This is a genomic window from Chitinophaga sp. 05T412 (assembly GCF_056396465.1).
The window spans coordinates 19,978-39,527 of the sequence record NZ_JBFTLN010000003.1; the positions used below are offsets into that span (position 1 = coordinate 19,978).

Below are 19,550 nucleotides of genomic sequence, written 5' to 3' on the forward strand. Positions count from 1 at the left end.
TGGAACTATTCTGGCTACAACCTTGTGAACTGCACAATAGCCTTCTGAACTACACTTTAATCATTACTATTACTATTATCTTTACCATATGTACCGTTTATTCCTTACTGTTATCATTCTTATTTCATTCGCCTCCTGTAAACCAGGTTTACCAATAGACACCAGCAACCCTGTCTTTAAAATAGGAGATGACACCACCTGGGCATCAAAAAGCTATACTGATACTGCCTGGAAGCCCGAACAAGGTGATACCCGCGACAAAATATACTGGCAACGAATAACACTGGTAATGCCACAATCACCATCTGCCACAGCAGCACTGGGAATACAAATAAATACCTTTGGGGCTTTTGATGTGTATTGGGATGGTGAAAAATTAGGTAGCAACGGGCGGGTGCAAACACCCGCTACGAAAGAAATACCGGGTACTGAAACCAGTTGTTACTTACTACCCGCCCATCTTGCAGCTGAAGGCCAACACGTAGTAGCCGTCCGGAAGTCGCAGGCCTATCTGAGTGAAGACAAGCGGGCGGTAAAAATTACGGTTGCCCCCTACACCCGGCTATTAACACAATCTCTTGTGTGGACCTCGATCATGAATATATCTGCCGGCATGTTTCTGCTAGCCGCTTTATATTATTGCTTTATGTTTGTGAACAGCCGGCGGAGAGATCCTTCCATACTGCTGTTCAGTCTTACGTGCTTATTATTTTTCTGCTTACAAATGGTAGAATATATTAAATTCTACATCGATATACCGTATTCCCATTTTTATGTTCGCCTGGAAACCATTGGTATCCTTACGTTTATCATATCTTTCCTGGTGCCGTATTACTTTTCCATCCAGTTCAACTATAAAAGAAAAGCCTATTTTATCATTGTATTGTTGATGACATTAGTGGCTATTTACATTTTCAACTTCCACAATTATGATATTACGGCCTTTCGGTTTAGTGCTACAATGTGGCTGGCCGCCACTTACATTGCAGGCGTAGCCGTATATCAAAAGCAAAAATCGGGGGTTATTGTGCTGGTGGGTTTGATACTAAGTGCCATTATTAGCTATTTCATGTATTTTGACATCAGCCTGTATTGCAGCTATTCCATTATTGTATTGAGCATGTTTTATTTGCTTACCGTAAAAGCAAAAGAAGCGGAAAATGAATACCGTTCCTCCTTATTACTTTCCTCACGGCTGAAGATGGAACTTGTAAAGAAAAATATCCAACCTCACTTCATCAAAAATACACTGACCTCATTAATTGACTGGATAGAAGAGTCGCCCAAACAAGGCATTATATTTATACAGGCACTTTCCGATGAGTTTGATTTACTTAACCAGATTTCAGAGGCTACGCTGATCCCTATCGAAAAGGAAATAGCCCTGTGCAAAACCCATCTTACTATTATGCAATTTCGGAAAGAAATAAAATATGATTGGGTAGAAGCGCATATAGACCCCTCCGATTCGATTCCTCCGGCCATCATCCATACCGCACTTGAGAATGGCATTACCCATAGTATGCCACTCCACCAGGATACTGTATTCTTCCGTTTATCATTTGAACGTAATGCCCATTACAAACAATATACATTAACTACGATTGCTAAAAACAGGGTACCTACACACAAGACGAAAACAGGTACCGGTTTCCAATATGTAAAAGCGAGATTAACGGAAAGCTATGGCGACAACTGGGAATTCTCCTCTACTGAAAAGCCGGATGGCTGGGAAACTGTCATTAAAATACTACATCACGTATGAGAATATTGATTATAGAAGATGAAGCAAGAATCGCCAAAAGGATAGAACGTATGACGCGCGAGTTCTTTGGTGAGCTACTGGTATCCATCGACAAATGTGAGTCTATAGCGGAAGGTCTGTTGTATTTGGAACAACACACTATTGACGTATTATTACTGGATCTGAATTTAAATGGAGAAGATGGATTCTCTATATTAACCACCGTGGTATCAAAATCTTTCCATACCATTATTATATCCGCCTATACAGAAAAGGCCATTCATGCTTTTGCCTATGGCGTGCTCGATTTTGTACCGAAACCATTTGATGAAACCCGTTTATCGCAGGCATTTACACGCATCAGCGCCGCCAACTCGGAGGCTAAAAACGGCATGCAATATCTGGCCATAAAAAAGGCAGGCGCTATTTCGTTGATTGATGTACAGGATATCTGCTATATCAAAGGTGCCGGTATTTATACCGAGATACATTTACAGCATACAGGTACTTTATTACATGATAAATCTTTAGAAAAACTGGAACAGCTCCTCCCTCCCATGTTTGAGCGCATCCATAAGTCTTACATTGTAGCCATTCCACAGGTGCAGCAATTAATCGTAAATGCGGGTGGAAAATATGAACTTATACTGAAAAAAGGAGACGTATTGCCCATTGGCAGAACGCGTTATCAACAACTAAAGATAAAGTACTTTAGCGAAGCAGGACAGTAGCGCAATATCCCTAAAATCGAACGCAGGTGTTCGTATTCGAACATGCTCCTTATAAAAACAGCTATCGCAAATACATAAATACAGCCACCACAGCGGGCGCCGTAGTATCCAACCAAATGGTATGGTAGTTGTCTCCGACTACTATCAAGGTGCCAATGATGACGTTACCGGAATCATTTTCATGCTGAACAGTACCCGCTATTAGCATCTTTCATTGCAACTTTTTTATGTCAGCGGCGTCTTTATATCGGACGATTAATTCATTTAAAACCATGAAGCATCTGTTAAACATGTCACTATCAACCGCCAGGTCAATTTGCCTATTTGTGTTATGTTTTCTTTCCTGTGGATACCTGTTTGCCCATAACGGAAGTGTTGCCTATGCATATCCACTTGGCAAAATAAAGGTGGATGGCGATCTTTCTGACTGGCCCAAAGATGCGGTCAAGTATAAGATTGGCATACATCCATCAGATACAAAGCCTCAAAACGAGTCCGATTTCTCCGGTTATTTTCAGCTGGGCTATAACCTTGGCAATCAATCATTATACGTGGCGTTCACTATAACAGATGATGATTTTGTGGAAGATACCTCTAAAAATGTAGCCTGGGACACCCAGGATGGTTTACAGATAAGCATTGATGCACGCCATCTGCTGTCAGGTTCGGGGGTGGCCTCATTTATGTACAGCAGGACCCTTCATACCATCAACAATGCCTTCTTTGACCCCTTTGCCGGCAAAGCCAACTGGGATATGATGGAGGTAGCTGTTACCCGCCATGGCAACACCCGCATTTACGAATGGCGTATCCAGTTAGGTAACGAATTATCCATTGGAAAATCGGTCGGTTTCGATTTTCATGTATATGACAAAGATCGGGATGGCAGCTTTTCCTGGTCTGCATGGGGAAAGGGGGGCGCTAAATATATGAATCCAAACAGCCTTGGTGATATCGTATTTCTTCCTGCGGGCAAAGCATTGTCTACTGTTTCGGGAAAGTTAAGCTGGAGCAAACAACAGGCTGTAAAACTACCAGGCGAGGTGCGACTCCTCTCTTCGGACAATCCCAAACTTTGGGTTACAGCGGAAGCAGACAGTCTGGGGAATTATTCGATAATGGTGCCCTCCGGAAAATACAACATCACATTGCCTGATCATTATTTTCAATCCGAAGGCAAAATATATGCTACTGATCAAAAAGTACCGGTGACGGTGGTGGCAAAATCCGGGCAAACAGTAATAGCACCTGAACTTCACATTCCATCTGATCCTGTGCCGGATCTGATTCCTGACAAAGGCGTATTATTAAATTTCACCGCCTCCAGTGTTCCTCAGATAGATCAATTCATTGAAGCCTATCGCAATTATTATGGAATACCGGGCGTTTCGCTTGCACTCATTAAAGACGGAAAGTTGGTGTATCATAAAACATATGGTGTAACCAATACAATGACCGGAGACAAAGTCAATGACAATACATTATTTGAAGCGGCCTCCGTTACAAAGCCTGTATTTGCCTTTGCCGTGGAACGACTGGCAGAACGGGGAGTGATTAACCTGGACAAGCCATTATATGAGTATCTGCCTTATAAGGATATCGAATACGATGAGCGATACAAACTAATGACGGCAAGACATGTATTAACTCATCGGACCGGATTCCCAAACTGGCGGTGGATGAATAAAGATGGAAAACTAGATCTGAAATTTGCACCTGGTACAGCATTTAATTATTCAGGTGAAGGGTTCGAGTATCTGAAACTGGTAGTAGAAAAAATTACAGGTAAGAAGGTAGAACAAGTATTAAAGGAAGAAGTGATTGAGCCAATAGGGTTATACCATACCTTCTTTTCAAAAAATGATTCTTTGCGGTTGGTGGCAGCATCTGGTCATATTGATAAAATGCCCACTAATAAAGAGCTGCCTGAAAGCCCGGGGATGGCTTATTCTATGTATACGGAAGCAAAAATTTTCACCCGGTTTATGTTGTATTTGTTAGAACAGAAAGGCCTGAAACCGGCAACTTATGATACCATACTCTCGAAGCATTCAGCATATCCCTTCGACGAGGCCCATAAACCGAAAGTCCCCACTTATATGGGTATGAGCCTGGAGATCAGAGAAACACCTTTTGGTAAAACCTTTGGTCACGGTGGCAATAATGGTGATTTCAAATGCAAGTTTGAGGTATATAAAGACCTGAAAATGGGATATGTTATTTTTACAAACTGCAATACCTCCGATGCCTTGCTGCAAAACATCAACAAGTTTTTGGTTGAGGGGAAACAAGACACGCCGTGACATCCTTTATCTGATTTTTGTCATCCTGTTTGTCGGCCCTATTTTCCATTGCTGCTGCCCATCATGGGTTACAGAAAGCTCCCGTATGGTAAAGTCTTTCAGGTACAGGGTTTGTTTTTGATCGTAAAAATAGTAGCGCATTTGTTTAACTATATCGTCGCCGGTCTCACAGGCGACCAGGACCACATCAATTATTTCGCTATCCGAAGTGGTGAGCCAGATCTCAATGGTTTGGTATGTGTCGGTCTCGCAACCATTACAGCTAACCTTACCCTTTGCCTTTATAGAATAAAGACTAATTGAGCTTCCCCGGTTTAGCAACTGTGCACCAAAAATTGTTGTATCCGAAAAAGGTTGGAGGTGAAATCCCTTCCTAACGTTGTCTGGAAAGAACTTTGCCATCAAACTGCTATCCGCCAGAAAAGGAATAGCGCCCGGCGCATCCGCTTGGTAGTAGAGCTGGTAATTCATACTATCAATATACCGGGTATAAAGATCAACCGGGGACTTCTGATTGTCATAGCCGGATAATTTCCAGGACCTGGGGAAATGATTCAAAATAACCTTTGAACCAAAGTTGCGCGGCCCTGATAGTTTCAATGAATGAAGCCAGTGGGCAATGTTGCTGCTTCCGAGCAGCGGCAGTTCGTTATCAGCCGCCGCCATGCTACTACTGCTGTAGACAACCCGGCCGTTGCTTATCCATTCATTGGATTTATTCCAGGAGCCATCACAATCTGCCGTCAGATATTGCACTACCCTGGCTCGCTTAATATCAACAATCACACAGCCATAGTTTTCATGTAGAACACTATCCTTTTCGCCGCTATATACATAACCTTTAATGATACCTTCCATCACTAGATGACTGCCGTCAGGAGAGCGTTTTATCCAGTTTGAGGAAAAATTTTGACTGTCGTAACCTTCGATCCTACTTAGAAAATTGTACCCTTTTATCCTTGGCTCTCTGTATAAGCCACTACCCTTCTCTTTAGTAAGAAAAACCAGGGATTTCCCCTGCCCCAGTGGGATCTCCAGCGCATATTGTTTACGATTGCTTTGCGCAAAGGCATTGCTGTATTGGAATAAAAGACCAATACTAACACCAAAGGATAAAATTGCAGTACAGAATGGAGCGATCAGTTTCATAATAATTTAAAGTAAGCGCAGTAAAAGGAAATAGGAGTCCTCTCTTAAAAATCAACCCTTCCGCTGATATTTCTTTTCTTGCGCTGCGATTGCCTGTATTAATTCCGCTGTTTTTACAGAGAGGTACCCAGCCCGCTGATTTTTAAAGTCTTCAACGCTGATGGTTTGTAACTCAACAGTAACATTGGCATCAGCGTACCGGTATATTTTCCCCCAACGCGATGAGTCTATTAATGCAAGTCCCGTGTACTGTTTGGTGAGATAGACAAGTAATTTCTCCTGGCTACCAAAGTCCCATATCCTAAAACTAAAACCTGCTATTCTATCTTTGAAAGCAAGCAGCTCAACATGCCTGGGGGTATAAACATTATAAACCAACTTGCCTCCATTATCGATCCCATAGGATAGCATATAAGGGAGATCATACATTTGCATGGCTTTTACATCGGAAAAACCCCTGAAAAAATCAACGGTATTCTCCGTGAAGGTAAGCCTGGACAAATCCTCAGGCTGTTGCCCACGGGATCTAAGCGTTGATGATAACATCATTAAAATAAGGATTAGATTTCGTGCTATTGCATACATCATAATTTCTGTTTGATACTGATCGTTTCATTATCCCGAAAACCAAGCCAGATATTGATATGAAAAATAACAATTTTTCAGGTAACGGCGGCGCCTTTAAAAATACCAAGATTATTTGTACATTCATGTTGCATAAAGAAGCAGTAACCCATGGAATTAAATTTTATGCTTAGATTTTCATCTATTCTCTCCACATTATTATTTATGAGTTGCATCAATCTTCCCGATGGAATCATCCAAAATAAAAAATGGCGTATGGTGAAACAGGTTGTTGTTACGGAAGATAAGACAGGAATACGAACCGAGGAGCGGACGAAAGACTTCATAATGGACAAGATGAATTTTGAGACTGAAAATAAACTTATCATTGAAAGCTACGGAAGCTCAGATTCATATTTGTACAGCACAGCCGATAGCATATTAACTTTTTCTCCGGAATCCGATAAGAAAATAACATGGGAATACCGGATAATCACCTCAACAAAAGATAGTTTGGTACTTAAAAGAAGGGAGATTTATGGAAGTGATAGCGCATTAAAAATCACGGCAACCTTACATTTAGCGTCAATACCAGCCAAATAAGCCATTCGTAGAAAGATGGCCATTTTTTGACTTTAATGGGAACATGAAATTTTACTTTACTTAAAATTTCTTACCCGCCTCATAAATGCTCCATATTTAGTTTTAAGCCGCCCTCTCTTTAGTTCCAATGTGTCATAGACAGCCATTGGGGCAATTACCTGATTATTTTTAAACGTATATGGAAACGTTTCAGCCAACCTGATATCTTCGGTTTTTGTTTTTCCTTTTTTTGTGTGGCATATATAAACTTCACGATAATACAGTTGCATATCGTCACCATTAAAATGAACAATATCTATATGCTTCGTAAAGCAGCTATCGTTTTTAGGACGCGTTTGAATACTGTTGCCGGTATGTATCGAAAAGGTTTTATTGGCGATAGTGGAAGCGCAGCCGCTTGTAAAGAAAAGCAGCAACGCAAGCTGAAGGGTTATTTTTTCTCTCATCTTACAAATTTATCTACCATTACTACTCTCCTTTTTCTTCGCTACCGCTTTGTGTTCCGGGAGTACAGATAATTTACCATCGCATATAATAACGGCATCCGGTTTTTATTCTTCATCATAGCAGGACAATTTCTATCCAGGAAACGGGTAATCTCTGGTGTAAACGTAGTTAATTCGTCATCATTAAAAATTAGCGCGCAAGGCAAACGCAGCACATTAGGCGTATCATAATAGGCATATTGAATACGCAAGGTTTCTCCATCATCGTTTACCAGACTGATTGACATCCAGTACGTAGTAGTGCTCGTAAAATCAGTATGCTGCAATATTTCGCGAATTGCGGCGGTATCGATTGTTCCAATACTATCTACCAATAAAATCAGTTTATTAAAATCAACATTATTTTCCCGGATATAGAAACCAATTTTCCCTGGGCTATTCTCCACCTTTCTATCAAGACTAAATGCCTGAATATCCTTCTTACATTGGTCATAGTCCTGTTGCGTAAATCCCATATCACTGATACCTGGCATCCTGCTATAATCATTACATACCGCTTTCTGCAACCGGGCTACCTCATCTGCAGGGACGATTTCATTTGCCGCGTTCATTTGGTTGGTATGCTTTGTGCCTTCCGAATTTTTATCTGTCAAAACAAACTCATTCCCTTCCCGCTTGTATTCCAGGTTGTCGACGTACCGGTGAAAACAGCCACGGCTACCTATAGAGAAGGTAAGCCTGCTAACCGGATGTTCCTGAAAGCGGGACAGATAATCGCGCATGCGTATCCCTCTCATCTTACCATTATCTATGTCAACATGATAAATAGAATCATTGCCTGTGCTAAACACTATTTCATTTTTATCATAGTTGACCCTCAAAGTCCTAATAACAGGACTTACAGCAAGCTGCTGTTGCAGTCTCCAGTTATCTTTCCCAACCTTCTTTCTATAAATAGCATTTCCGGCAATACCATAGTAGTATTTACCACTGGCAGACATTCCAAAAATAGTTGGCTCAACAGCGGATGATGAGGCAGATGATTGTGCATGGCCAGGTTGATATACTCCACAATAGAGCAATAGCGCAAGGGATATCATTATTCTGTTCATGGCGGGATCATTGAGCATGATAAAATTACGGGAAACAAAGTTCCGCGTTATTAAGATACTTAATTGGCCTCATATCTCCCAGTAAAAAACTACCAACTGAGCTACTCAAATATCTTATTCAACTGCACTCCCGGGTCCCGGAAAAAATCGTCCACACTACTCAATTCTTTCAATTCCCCATGCTCATAATCGGCAGAGGCCAGGCATTTCTTTTTCGGATACCAGACCAGTAGCCCTTCTGCGCCATAGTTGTCTACATCTGACAGCAGATCCAGGAATTTATGCTTGTTCCAGTTCACTTCTTTGAGATCTACCACCTGGTTAAATTCAATATAGCTGATATACTCGTTTCCTGGAATGTTGATGCGACGATTATCGCTTCTCAATATTTCCAACAACTTCGCGGGGATTTTATAGTTCTTCAGATCTGCCAGCCGCTGTTCTTCTTCATGCCACTGCGGCGGCTCCAGCGCTTTGATATAGGCGATCATCTCCTCATTCTTTTTCGCTACTGCCGCGTTGTAAGGCCGTTCCCCATATTTATCTTTTATCGTCACATCGGCGCCTTTTTCTACCAGGAGCTTTACCGTGTTGAAGTCGTTGTTTTGAGCAGCTACACAGACGGCTGTGGGGTTATACGGGAATACCATATCAGGCAGATGCAGATTTACATCTATCCCTGCGTCCAGCAACATGTTGATAGCGGGATACTGGCGATTGAAGACCGCCTGGCGTAATGAGCGTCCATCTTCCTGTAACTGATATCCATTGGCCAGCAATACCCCGATGTTATCATATTTCTTTCCGTATAACGCCGCTGTCAGGGCCGTTTTTTTCAATTCATCCTTCTGATTAACGTTGGCCCCTTTATCAATCAATAACTGCAACACCGCCGGCTTACAGGTGGCGGCTGCCGTGATCAACGCCGGAGATGCTTTATCATTGATAACCGCATTTTTCTCCAGCAGCCAGTGGACTACTTTCATTTTCTGTTCACTGAGCGCCAGGGTCAGCGGCGACACATCTATGTGCCGGGTAACGTTAAAAACAGCATTCAGGTTCCATCCTGCAGCTAACTGAGTTTCCAGCGCCTCCAGGTCTTCTGCCATGATTCGTATAGCCAATTCTGTTAGTTCTGCACCGGGACCAAATAATTTCATCGCATTTAGTTTTGGCCATTGATTTGTGTGAGCCTGAACAGTTCATCAAAAGTGGCGGTAATCGTATAGCCATTCCAGGTAGCGGTTAATCCGCCTGGCGTTTCTTCCACGGTGTAACCAATCTGCGTGATATAATTGATGAAAGTATTTTTATGATTCATCTCGAAGAAGCTGATCAGTTGCGGGAAAACAGACAAGGGGCGTGCGAGGTTATCACGCACCGCCTGGTCAATGGTATCGCCTTTGATAGTTGCCAGCAAAATACCTTGACCGTAGTCTGCGAGGTAATAAGCGCTGTCATCGAACATACCGGCCGCTATCATTCCTATGCGGTGAAGATCATTTTCTGTGGCGGCAAAATTGCCTTGTGTAAATAAGTCGATCTGATGTTGCTCTCCAAACGCTTTGAGTTGCAACGCTTCCTCCAGCACCGCAGGCGGAATAGCAGATTCCGTGTTATCCCAGGCCCACAACCAATTTTGCGCGCTATGCGAAAAAGAGCCGAGCACCTGTAATGGGAATACTTTCCCTTCTCCAAAAGTGATGGTACCAGCCGCGAGATCAGCATCCCAATTATGTTCACCAATCACTTCATAAAGATTGTGTTGTTTATCCAGACTGCAGCCTCCATATTGCTCCAGTAATGCCTGCTCAGTAGTAGCGGGATTAACAGCTGTGTCGGACGCTGGCGGCGTCCCTGAAATATATTTTAAAAAACTCATCGCATGGTTTATTTTAAAGATTCGACTAAAACATCAACAGTTTGGCTTGCTCCGGAATAATCAGCTTCACCTGTAACGGGTTATTTTTCTGCAATTGCGCAGGAATAATTTTCTCGCGGTTAGCCCCCGGCTTGATATGTGTGATCACCACCGGAAAATTCTTCAGCGCTTCGGTACCTGATAACGCCGCCAGCTCCTGTAATTCCGACATTAACCAATGTGGTGTAAGATGTCCGAACAATTGCTTATCTGGTTGTTCATTAGCGAAGGATACTTCAATAAAAAGTGCTTTCAATTTCTTCTCTTTCAACAGCGGTGCTACGTGTTGCCATAACTGTTGCATTCTGTCGGAATGTTCTACGGCATCTGGTCCGGTATCTCCCAGGTACAATACATATGCATCTTTATGGCGCACCAGGAAAGCGGTGCTTTGATAAGGGCTACCATGGCTTAACGGGAAAGCCGTCACCTCCATTTCTGTGTTCTGCAGCGGCGTTTCTACGCCGGGCGTAAGCACAGCATAATGGTATTTGCCCAGCGCTGGCTTCTCTCCTTCATCAGCGAAGTTGGCCCAGCTCTTCCAGGAAAAATATTTATCCTTGAGTACATCCAGGCAATAATCGAGGCCATAGATATTTTTGGTGCTATCGTCGGGGGAGTTGATGACCATGCCCGCCAGATGATCCAGGTGTGCATGTGAAATCAGGTAACCTTTTATATTTCTCTTCAACACTTCATCAGCGGTACCGTTTAACAGTTTTGCCTGTATGGCTTTTTTAATCCCGTAATGTAACGTACCGGCATCCAGACATACATAGTCGTTGCTGCCCTGCGGGGCAATCATATAGGAAGAAAGATTGCTTTCATCTATACCGCCTTTCACTCCCAGCGGAATGACTTTAAAAGTAGTTTGCGAAAATGCAGTGTGGCCAAGCAACAAACCTGCAAATGAAACAATGGTTAAAATGGATTTCATGGCCCAAAGGTATATTTAATACGGGAATTAATGTGCCTTATGCATCCGGTCTACTCCATTCCAACTGTACTCCTGAGTAATGCCTTCGCCTGTTCTATCAACAATTCCCGCTTAGGCGATTCAATATAGAAAGTCCATGATTTATGACTGGGTCCCAGGAAGCGATATAGTATCTGAACCGCCAGATGTGCATTTAATGCGGTCTTGATTTCTGCGTATACGATCGCGGTATTAATGCTGAAATATAATTCCAGCATACGCTTAATGGTGGTCTGCATCACATCCGATCCGAAATACCATTGGGAGATAAGTAGTTCGCTCAACAGATACGCCAGGTCATATACCGGATGACCAATATGCGCCTGCTCGAAGTCAATCATGCCGATAGCTTCAGTTTCTTCATTTAATACAATATTCCTGGAATTGATATCGCCATGCAGCAGGCAATAGGATTGTGTTCTATAGTTATCAGCCAGCTGTTGGACCATTGCAGCCAGATCCGGCTCCAATTGCCGGGTAAGTTCATAGTACTGCAGGGTTAATTTATAATCCCTGAAAGTGGTATTACGAAACAGGGGATGTTCCGTATAGGCTCTTACGTTATACGTAGCCACATGTAACCGGGCAAGCACCCTGGCTACTGCCAGTAGTGCTGTTACCGGTGTTTTACCAGCGGCGAGATATTCTATTAATGGTTTGGCATTGGGAATACCGGCAATCACCAGCGTATTGGTGGTTTTATCCTGCCGTATTTCCGGTACATGCGCTTCATTACCTTCCATCTGTCGGCAAAGCGCATGTACTTTGAATGCCAGCTCACTACGTTGGGAGGCGGGTATGTCCGGCGGAGAAAAGATACCGGATACCGGCTTATCGAGATACTGCTTAATATACCATGTCTGTTGTGCATCATTTATCCGGTATACCTGGTTAAAGAGTCCCCCGATAACCCCATGCAAGGATGGCTGTTCCAGCTGTATGTTTACCCGTTCCCTCAAAAAATGCTGCCAATATGCTACTTCATGCGTTAGCTCCATGGGGATTAAGGTAGAGAAAAAATCCTTATTTCTTATTGGGCAGCGGCATCAAATAACTGGTTAACTTTTTAATCAACCCCTTTTCCATTTCAAAAACATCGCAAAACACGAGGTTTATGATCACCCCCTCTTTCGTTTGCGCTTGTACGTTACCTTCGGCTATAACGATATTATTTTCTTCTGTCATCCGGGAAATGGTAATAACAGGCTTGCCGGTAAATCCTTCGTTCTCAATTTCCTTATCAAAAGCGGCTTTGCCCTTATGCGAATAAACGCCTGGCAGCTCCCAGGTKACATCGTCTGTTAAACAGGCCAGTATTCTACCGTGGTCGTGTTCATTGAACGCTGCCAGGTAATTCGTGACGGTGGCTTTATTCGGGCTCATACGATTTGGTGTTGAAACATCGGTAAAACTACTTACCAGTAAGACAAGCAGTAATAGTGGTAAAGATTTAAAGCAGCGCATGCTATTATCATTTACTGGTTACCAATAAGGCGCTCAGGCGATCAAACATGCTGAACCAGYTTTGATAAGCACCTGTTTTCTTTGCTTCTGCCACTGGCACTGTCTGATGCAGGGTGAGTTTGGTTTGTTCGCCTAACGACTCAAAAGTGATGGTAGTCATAATGGCCGGGGGCCAGTCTTTGGATTTCCCTGCTTCCGTGGCGCTAACTGGGATGCCTTCTTCATTGCACAGCTCCATGGTGAACACGAGTCTTTCCGGGGCGTTTACTTCCAGGTACTCGCCGGTGATCCAGCATTCGCCATGCACGGGATCTTGCACCACCGAATGAAACCGGCCTCCTACCCTGACGTCTATCGACTTAAATACGATATCGCATCCATCGGGTGCGTACCAATGTTGCAGGTGCGCAGGATCTGTCCAGGCATCAAAAACGAGTTCACGTGGCGCATCAAACAGATGCGTGATTAAGAGGTCTTCGGTATTTGTTTTCATTTGTTTTTGGATTGCTGTTGTTGTAAGTATTTATCTAATTTTTCAAATCGTTTCGTCCATAATTTCCGGGATTGATCGATCCAGGAGACTACTTCTTCGAGCTGATCGAGCTGTACCTCGCAAAACCTTTCCCTACCGCTTTGTTTGATAACCAGTAGTCCGCATTCCTCCAGTATTTTAACGTGCAGCGATACGGCCTGCCGGGTCATCTCAAATTTTTCAGCGATGGTGTTTACGTTGTACGACTGCCCAGCTACCAGGTTAATAATTTCCCTTCTGGTAGGATCGGCGATGGCCTGGTACACATCTCTTCTGACTTTCATAAATGCAAGTATATGCTTGCAAATATACATGCAAGTATCTACTTGCGCAAATGAAATTTAAAAAATGCGGGTTTATTTTAAAAATGAAGCTGCCGGCACAATTAATCGCCTGATTTGCAAATCATATTATATGGCCATATATTTGTTTAATTCAATCATTTATTACATAAGGTACATATGCGTACACCCAAACTATCCACTATTTTATTATTGGCAGTGATTGCAGCGCTTTTCTTCATTCCTTTTCTGGGACGGGTTCACTTGTTTGACTGGGATGAGATCAATTTCGCGGAGTGCTCCAGGGAGATGCTGAAACTGGATGATTATACCAGGATTTATATCAACTTCAAACCATTTTGGGAAAAGCCACCGATGTTTTTCTGGATGCAGAGTTTGTCCATGCAAATATTTGGGATCAACGAATTTGCTGCCCGCTTCCCGAATGCGTTGTGTGGTATTGTTACGCTGATAGTGCTATTGATTTGCGGTACCCGGTTATACGACCGGAAATTTGGTGTGCTCTGGGCACTGGCCTTTGGCGGCTCTCTCTTCCCTAATATGTATTTCAAATCAGGTATAATTGATCCCTGGTTTAACCTGTTTACTTTCCTCGCGCTGTACTTTTTTATCTTATATCACTGGAAACGGAATGGATTTGATAAAGAAGGGATCAATAAAAAACCGGTGTACTATGCGGTATGGTCTGGTATTTTCATGGGGCTTGCTATCTTAACAAAAGGACAAGTGGCATTGATGGTATTCCTGCTGGTGCTGGGCGTTTATTTCATCTACAATAAATTCAGGATCTATTTTAACTGGGGACATGCCCTGCTATTCCTGGTCGTTACCACCCTGGTAACCCTTACCTGGTACGGCTATGAAACGGCCAAGAACGGACCCTGGTTCATTACGGAGTTCTTAAAATACCAATACCGGCTCTTCACCACCCACGATGCAGGACAAGCAGGCTTCTTCGGCTATCACTTTGTGGTGTTGCTGATAGGATGTTTTCCCGCTTCTCTTTTTGCGATTCCCTCGTTCTTTAAGGCACGCTATACCGGCCGGTATGATAAAGACTTTAAAATCTGGATGCTGCTGTTGTTCTGGGTAGTAACGATTCTGTTCACCATTGTACAATCGCGCATTATTCACTATTCTTCCATGGCCTGGTTCCCGATTAGCTTCCTGGCCGCGTATACCTTCTATAAATGGGATAGAAAAGAAATGGATTACAAAAAGTACGCAGGCGTATTAGCCACCATCCTGGGCAGCATCATTGCCATTGTATTGCTGGCCGTAGCAGTGATTGCGTTAAACATTAAACAACTGATACCTTATGTAAAAGATCCTTTTGCACAAGCCAATATGGCGGCGGATGTAAAATGGAGTGGTTGGGAAGGTATTGTGGGGCTACTGATGGTAGCTACAGTTATAATAGGCCTTCTGCAACTGAAAAAGCGTGCCTTCATCAATGCGGCGACGGTCTATTTTGTAGGTACCGCCCTGGTGATCTTCACCGCTGCCGCTATCATTGTGCCCAAAGTAGAAAAATACTCTCAGGCAGCGGCCATCGAGTTTTTGGAACAAAGGCAAGGAGAAGATTGCTACGTTACCACATTAGGTTACTGGAGCTATGCACCATTCTTCTATACGCATAAAGAGAAGCCTGTTAATCAGAACTCTTACGATGAAAACTGGCTACTGACTGGCCCTATCGATAAACCAACGTATTTTGTAACGAAAATAGATCGGGTAGATCCTTACTTACAGCACAATGGTGTGAAAGAATTGTATCGGAAAAATGGATTTGTATTTCTGAAGCGGGAAGTACCTGCGAAGTAATATACATCACAATAATAGCGAAGGCGCCCTCACTATCTGTGAGGGCGCCTTCGCTATTATTACTTCCGCCAGTAAGCGTTTATTTCTTCCGGGAGAAAAACCGCAACACTTTACTGATTACTTTATCGTTGGAGCCGAGCATTCCTTTGATTTCTGTATAAACAGCCACCATGGTATTATCCAGCTTCACCATAAATTTCTTCTTTTCCTCTCCGGGGCGCACCATGTATTTGGTAGCTCTGCGGAAAGGCTGGGCTTCTTCTGTATAATAATACAGGGCGATGGATCTTCTGTGTTGATCCTCCGGACAGGTTGTTGGCTCGGGGTGTCCATGGTAAGAATCCGCATCTGTATTAAAAATAACGCAGCGGTTAAAAACAGGTAACACTTTCCTCTCACAAGCCTTCATTTCTGTATCCCATAGTTCCAGTTTACCGCCCCATTCTTCCACCCAGTCTTTGTTCACATACACCAGCACGTTTACGCGCCGTTGCCAGTGACGATGATGTGGATGCACGGTAAAATCGGCATGGATATTCAAATAGCCTCCACGCTTCGACTGATGTATGCCTCCACCTTCCAGGAGATCATCTTTCATCAGTCCTTTTATACCGGTCAGCGTACTTAAGAATTCCAGGAACTGGGGAGAATTTAATTCGTTGATGGTTCGCTTGATATTGGTGGGCAGCAAGTCCAGCTTATTCAGGCCGGCTTTGTTTTCATTGTAATGAACATAGTTGATCCAGCCATCATCCTCATTCAATTTATCAAACTCCTGTGCACAGGCCATTAAGGCATCTGGGCTCAGGAAATTTTCCAGGACTATATGAGGATATGGACCGGCTCCCTGATATTCTTTACTAAGTGAAGGAAGCTGCTGATTCCAATAATCGTAATCGAATAGCTGCGTTGTTTGCGCTGTTTCAGTGGTAGTTTGCACTTCTTGAGTTTTTAAACACGACTTTCAAAGGAGGTATAAATATAGTGCAAATATTAATCGCCGGACCTACCGGTAATAAAATATTTCCCCCTTGGCCCAAAGCAGTATTCCTGACTATTTCCCGACAATACCAGGAGGCTACCGTCCACGCATTTCCCGGGCAATAGTGCCCGCTAATGCATCTCCGCTATTTTCCAGGCGTTCGCTGATCCGTTCCCGTTCTCCGACAGTTTTGTTCTGCGACACCTTCTTTTGCCCCTGCAGGTCCGTGACTTCGATTTCGAACGCTACAACGCCTTTGATCATGCCTGTTTTGTATTTATCAGAAAGACTGTTCCATTGCGCCAGGTAACCAGGCTCATACTGCAGAATCATTTGCTCCATCGCCTTTGCAACGGCTGCTTCATCCGCCAGGATAGTGGCTTTCCCATACGCATGAACAGCCAGATAATTCCACGTAGGCACGCTTTCTTTTTTATCGTAATCTACCGGTGAGATATACGCATGCGGCTCCGCAAAAATAACCAGTGAGATATTTTGAGCGATATACTCAGCCTGTTTGTTAACAGCTGCAAAATGCCCCTTCAGGATCAATTTCTCCCTACTATCGTCAATCACAAAAGGCAGCTGGGTGGCCACAGGTATATTATCCTGCACGGTAACAATAGTGGCAAAGCTATACTGCTTCATGAATGCCACCATTTCTTCCCGGTGTTCAAATTTAAAGTAAGATGGTACGTACATATCCGGCATTTAACAACATCACATAAAATTAACGCTTCATTGGATTATCTTTGTAGTCCAATATTAAGAAAATGGATAGTCCAATTTTATTTGGTTTATTTGAGCATATCCCGGTTGATCATACGGCGGATCGCGCGGTTTACCTACAGCTGGCCGATGGCATGCTGGCACTGATTAAACAAGGTAGCCTGCGCGCCGGACAAAAGCTGCCGGGCAGCAGAGACATTGCCCGCATATTGCATATTAACCGGATTACCGTACAAAAAGCGATCGAAGAACTGGTGATACAAGGCTGGCTCGAAAGCGTGATCGGCAGAGGAACCTTTGTATCGACGCATATGAAAGATTATGAACCAGCGAAGCCGGATAAGCACCTGTCTCCCCCAGCTCATCAAAAAGCCGGATTTGCCATCAAACCTATTCATTACCTGCACAGCGTACCCGACATTCCCTTCCCGGAACTACACCTGGACGACGGCTACCCCGACCCCGGACTGGCGCCCTTAAAAGAGTTGTACCGGGCCTACCGCAATCAACTCACCCGAAGTGGCTTATACAACAAGTTTGGCTGCTATGGCAATCCCGCAGGCACTCCCTGGTACCGGCAAACGATGTCGGATTACCTCAATACCACACGCGGATTACACACCACTGCGCAAAATATACTTTCCGTAAGAGGTACACTGATGGGGATCAACCTCGTTTGCAATGCATTAATTGAACCCGGCGACATCGTTGTAGCAGGCGTTCCGGGCTATTCCCGGATGGAGCAAAACATCCGCCACGCAGGCGCACAACATATCGGTATTACCGTAGATGAACATGGTCTTGTAACAGATGAATTAAAAACCATCTGCCAACAACACCGGATCAGAATGGTATATGTAACACCGCATCACCACTACCCCACTACAGTTTCCTTGCGCCTGGACCGGCGGATGGAATTACTCCGGCTGGCCAATGAGTATGGGTTTATTATTCTGGAAGATGATTACGATTTTGACTTTCACTATAAACACCGGCCGCTGCTACCACTCGCCAGTGCCGACCAGCACGGCATGGTGATTTACTGTGGCTCCTTCAGCAAAAGCTTTTCCCCTGCCTTCCGGATGGGCTACGTGGTGGCCGCAGAAAATGTAATTGATCACCTCTCGAAAGTGCGGGTGATGCAGGACCGGCAGGGAGATCATATCCTCGACAACGCCGTCGCCGACATTATCCATGACGGCACCATTACACGTTATTTAAGAAGAACATTACCGGTATATGAGCGAAGACGTGATTTGTTTTGCCACCTGCTGCAGCAAGAATTAAAAGACCGGGTTCACTTCAACATCCCGGAAGGCGGCATGTCGGTATGGACCCTTTTTGACAAACGCATTGACCTGCACGAGCTGGCAAAAAAGGCGTATCAAAAGGGCTTGCTGTTGTCCGACGGCGATCTGCATGGCCATCGTCCGCATTATAACAACGGCATCCGTATTGGCTTTGCGTCGTCTACAGAAGAGCAACTGACCAGGAGTGTGCACATTTTGAAAACACTCCTAAAATAAGTTATGCTGCTGCAGGGTGCCCGTGCCCCACAGCAGCATAAAACATTAATGTTGTTCCAGGTGTCGTATATCCTTATGCGTGATTACATTCTCATTTTCATCTAACGGGATCAACGGATTGGTACCAATATCCCAGAGGTTTCCTTCTGCGTCCTGTACATATCCTGTGTAGGCGCCAAAGAAAGTCTTTTCAGGCATTTTTACAATCGTCACGCCCTTACTTTTCAATTCTGCATACAGGTCGTCTACTTCCTGTTCTGTGTTCACAATATATCCCAGGATGTAATGCCGGGAAAACTGGTCTGCATAAGGGATTCGTGCATCGTCTGCCAATGCTTTCGCAGGGAAAAGGGAAATCAGGCTGCCGTTGATTTTGTAAAATACGATGTCCTTATTCACAGCTACTGGCACCCATCCGAACTTTTGTTCGTAGAAGGCCCGCATGGCGGTCATGTCTTTTACGCCAATGGTCAGAATACTCATTCGTTGTTTCATGGTTTGTTTTTTTTGTGCAGCAATATCCTTACTGGTGGTAATAAGGAGGATAACCAGCAGTATCCGGCTAATGATGTTCATGTGAAATAAATTGTTTCACAAAACTAGGGGCAATGGGTGGCCGGCTGTTTGGATAAAAACGACAAC

General features: G+C 43.8%; 20 protein-coding genes. 6 read left to right on the top strand and 14 right to left on the bottom strand.

All coding sequences use genetic code 11. The features are described from left to right. Nucleotides 1-88: 88 nt before the first annotated feature. The 3 genes from AC1DFM_RS07280 (at nucleotide 89) to AC1DFM_RS07290 (ending at nucleotide 4,778) form a co-directional block, all read left to right on the top strand. Nucleotides 89-1,765: a histidine kinase gene (locus AC1DFM_RS07280; protein ID WP_477076041.1), complete on the top strand. Its 1,677-nt coding sequence runs from the start codon at nucleotides 89-91 to the stop codon at nucleotides 1,763-1,765. Continuing rightward, nucleotides 1,762-2,475: a LytR/AlgR family response regulator transcription factor gene (locus tag AC1DFM_RS07285; protein ID WP_477076042.1), complete on the top strand. Its 714-nt coding sequence runs from the start codon at nucleotides 1,762-1,764 to the stop codon at nucleotides 2,473-2,475. The genes AC1DFM_RS07280 and AC1DFM_RS07285 overlap by 4 nt, the downstream gene beginning before the upstream one ends. Nucleotides 2,476-2,765: 290 nt before the next feature. After that, complete coding sequence (locus tag AC1DFM_RS07290; protein WP_477076043.1) at nucleotides 2,766-4,778, top strand: serine hydrolase; 2,013 nt, start codon at nucleotides 2,766-2,768, stop codon at nucleotides 4,776-4,778. 6 nt (nucleotides 4,779-4,784) lie between these two features. On the opposite strand, the gene AC1DFM_RS07295 is transcribed toward AC1DFM_RS07290, so the two are convergent. Then, nucleotides 4,785-5,927, bottom strand: a complete 1,143-nt coding sequence (locus AC1DFM_RS07295; protein WP_477076044.1) for a hypothetical protein — start codon at nucleotides 5,925-5,927, stop codon at nucleotides 4,785-4,787. A gap of 51 nt (nucleotides 5,928-5,978) precedes the next feature. After that, a complete protein-coding gene (locus AC1DFM_RS07300) occupies nucleotides 5,979-6,515 on the bottom strand; it encodes a hypothetical protein (RefSeq protein WP_477076045.1) in 537 nt (178 codons plus the stop codon). Nucleotides 6,516-6,662: 147 nt separating this feature from the next. Here AC1DFM_RS07300 and AC1DFM_RS07305 point away from each other — a divergent pair, with 147 nt between their 5' ends. After that, nucleotides 6,663-7,094 carry a hypothetical protein gene (locus AC1DFM_RS07305; protein ID WP_477076046.1) on the top strand — a complete coding sequence of 144 codons (432 nt, stop codon included), beginning with the start codon at nucleotides 6,663-6,665 and terminating at the stop codon, nucleotides 7,092-7,094. A 56-nt stretch (nucleotides 7,095-7,150) separates the two neighbouring features. On the opposite strand, the gene AC1DFM_RS07310 is transcribed toward AC1DFM_RS07305, so the two are convergent. From AC1DFM_RS07310 to AC1DFM_RS07350, 9 genes are all read right to left on the bottom strand, one after another. Beyond that, complete coding sequence (locus AC1DFM_RS07310) at nucleotides 7,151-7,540, bottom strand: hypothetical protein (protein ID WP_477076047.1); 390 nt, start codon at nucleotides 7,538-7,540, stop codon at nucleotides 7,151-7,153. 41 nt (nucleotides 7,541-7,581) lie between these two features. Further along, nucleotides 7,582-8,652 (bottom strand): hypothetical protein, encoded by a 1,071-nt coding sequence (locus AC1DFM_RS07315; RefSeq protein ID WP_477076048.1) that lies wholly within the window; start codon nucleotides 8,650-8,652, stop codon nucleotides 7,582-7,584. A 101-nt stretch (nucleotides 8,653-8,753) separates the two neighbouring features. After that, on the bottom strand, nucleotides 8,754-9,812 hold the full coding sequence (locus AC1DFM_RS07320) for an ankyrin repeat domain-containing protein (RefSeq protein ID WP_477076049.1): 1,059 nt from the start codon (nucleotides 9,810-9,812) through the stop codon (nucleotides 8,754-8,756). A gap of 5 nt (nucleotides 9,813-9,817) precedes the next feature. Continuing rightward, nucleotides 9,818-10,534: a DUF6882 domain-containing protein gene (locus tag AC1DFM_RS07325; protein ID WP_477076050.1), complete on the bottom strand. Its 717-nt coding sequence runs from the start codon at nucleotides 10,532-10,534 to the stop codon at nucleotides 9,818-9,820. 25 nt (nucleotides 10,535-10,559) lie between these two features. Continuing rightward, nucleotides 10,560-11,510 (bottom strand): MBL fold metallo-hydrolase, encoded by a 951-nt coding sequence (locus AC1DFM_RS07330; protein ID WP_477076051.1) that lies wholly within the window; start codon nucleotides 11,508-11,510, stop codon nucleotides 10,560-10,562. A 50-nt stretch (nucleotides 11,511-11,560) separates the two neighbouring features. Next, nucleotides 11,561-12,547, bottom strand: coding sequence for an aminoglycoside phosphotransferase family protein (locus tag AC1DFM_RS07335; protein WP_477076052.1), 987 nt, complete (start codon nucleotides 12,545-12,547; stop codon nucleotides 11,561-11,563). 25 nt (nucleotides 12,548-12,572) lie between these two features. Continuing rightward, nucleotides 12,573-12,932, bottom strand: a complete 360-nt coding sequence (locus AC1DFM_RS07340) for a nuclear transport factor 2 family protein (RefSeq protein WP_477076053.1) — start codon at nucleotides 12,930-12,932, stop codon at nucleotides 12,573-12,575. 88 nt (nucleotides 12,933-13,020) lie between these two features. Next, entirely contained in the window at nucleotides 13,021-13,506 is a 486-nt protein-coding gene (locus AC1DFM_RS07345) for an SRPBCC family protein (protein WP_477076054.1), read from the bottom strand. Further along, nucleotides 13,503-13,829 carry an ArsR/SmtB family transcription factor gene (locus tag AC1DFM_RS07350; RefSeq protein WP_477076055.1) on the bottom strand — a complete coding sequence of 109 codons (327 nt, stop codon included), beginning with the start codon at nucleotides 13,827-13,829 and terminating at the stop codon, nucleotides 13,503-13,505. Before AC1DFM_RS07350 ends, AC1DFM_RS07345 begins: the two co-directional genes overlap by 4 nt. A 177-nt stretch (nucleotides 13,830-14,006) precedes the next feature. Between AC1DFM_RS07350 and AC1DFM_RS07355 the strand changes: the two genes are divergently transcribed. After that, the gene (locus AC1DFM_RS07355) at nucleotides 14,007-15,671 is read left to right on the top strand and encodes an ArnT family glycosyltransferase (RefSeq protein WP_477076056.1); all 1,665 of its coding nucleotides are present in this window, start codon (nucleotides 14,007-14,009) and stop codon (nucleotides 15,669-15,671) included. Between the two features lie 79 nt (nucleotides 15,672-15,750). On the opposite strand, the gene AC1DFM_RS07360 is transcribed toward AC1DFM_RS07355, so the two are convergent. Beyond that, nucleotides 15,751-16,611, bottom strand: a complete 861-nt coding sequence (locus tag AC1DFM_RS07360) for a 2OG-Fe(II) oxygenase (protein WP_477076057.1) — start codon at nucleotides 16,609-16,611, stop codon at nucleotides 15,751-15,753. 138 nt (nucleotides 16,612-16,749) lie between these two features. Next, nucleotides 16,750-17,355 carry an FMN-binding negative transcriptional regulator gene (locus AC1DFM_RS07365; RefSeq protein ID WP_477076058.1) on the bottom strand — a complete coding sequence of 202 codons (606 nt, stop codon included), beginning with the start codon at nucleotides 17,353-17,355 and terminating at the stop codon, nucleotides 16,750-16,752. A 71-nt stretch (nucleotides 17,356-17,426) separates the two neighbouring features. Between AC1DFM_RS07365 and AC1DFM_RS07370 the strand changes: the two genes are divergently transcribed. After that, nucleotides 17,427-18,908 (top strand): aminotransferase-like domain-containing protein, encoded by a 1,482-nt coding sequence (locus AC1DFM_RS07370; RefSeq protein ID WP_477076059.1) that lies wholly within the window; start codon nucleotides 17,427-17,429, stop codon nucleotides 18,906-18,908. Between the two features lie 45 nt (nucleotides 18,909-18,953). On the opposite strand, the gene AC1DFM_RS07375 is transcribed toward AC1DFM_RS07370, so the two are convergent. After that, complete coding sequence (locus AC1DFM_RS07375; protein WP_477076060.1) at nucleotides 18,954-19,484, bottom strand: VOC family protein; 531 nt, start codon at nucleotides 19,482-19,484, stop codon at nucleotides 18,954-18,956. Between the last annotated feature and the right edge of the window lie 66 nt (nucleotides 19,485-19,550).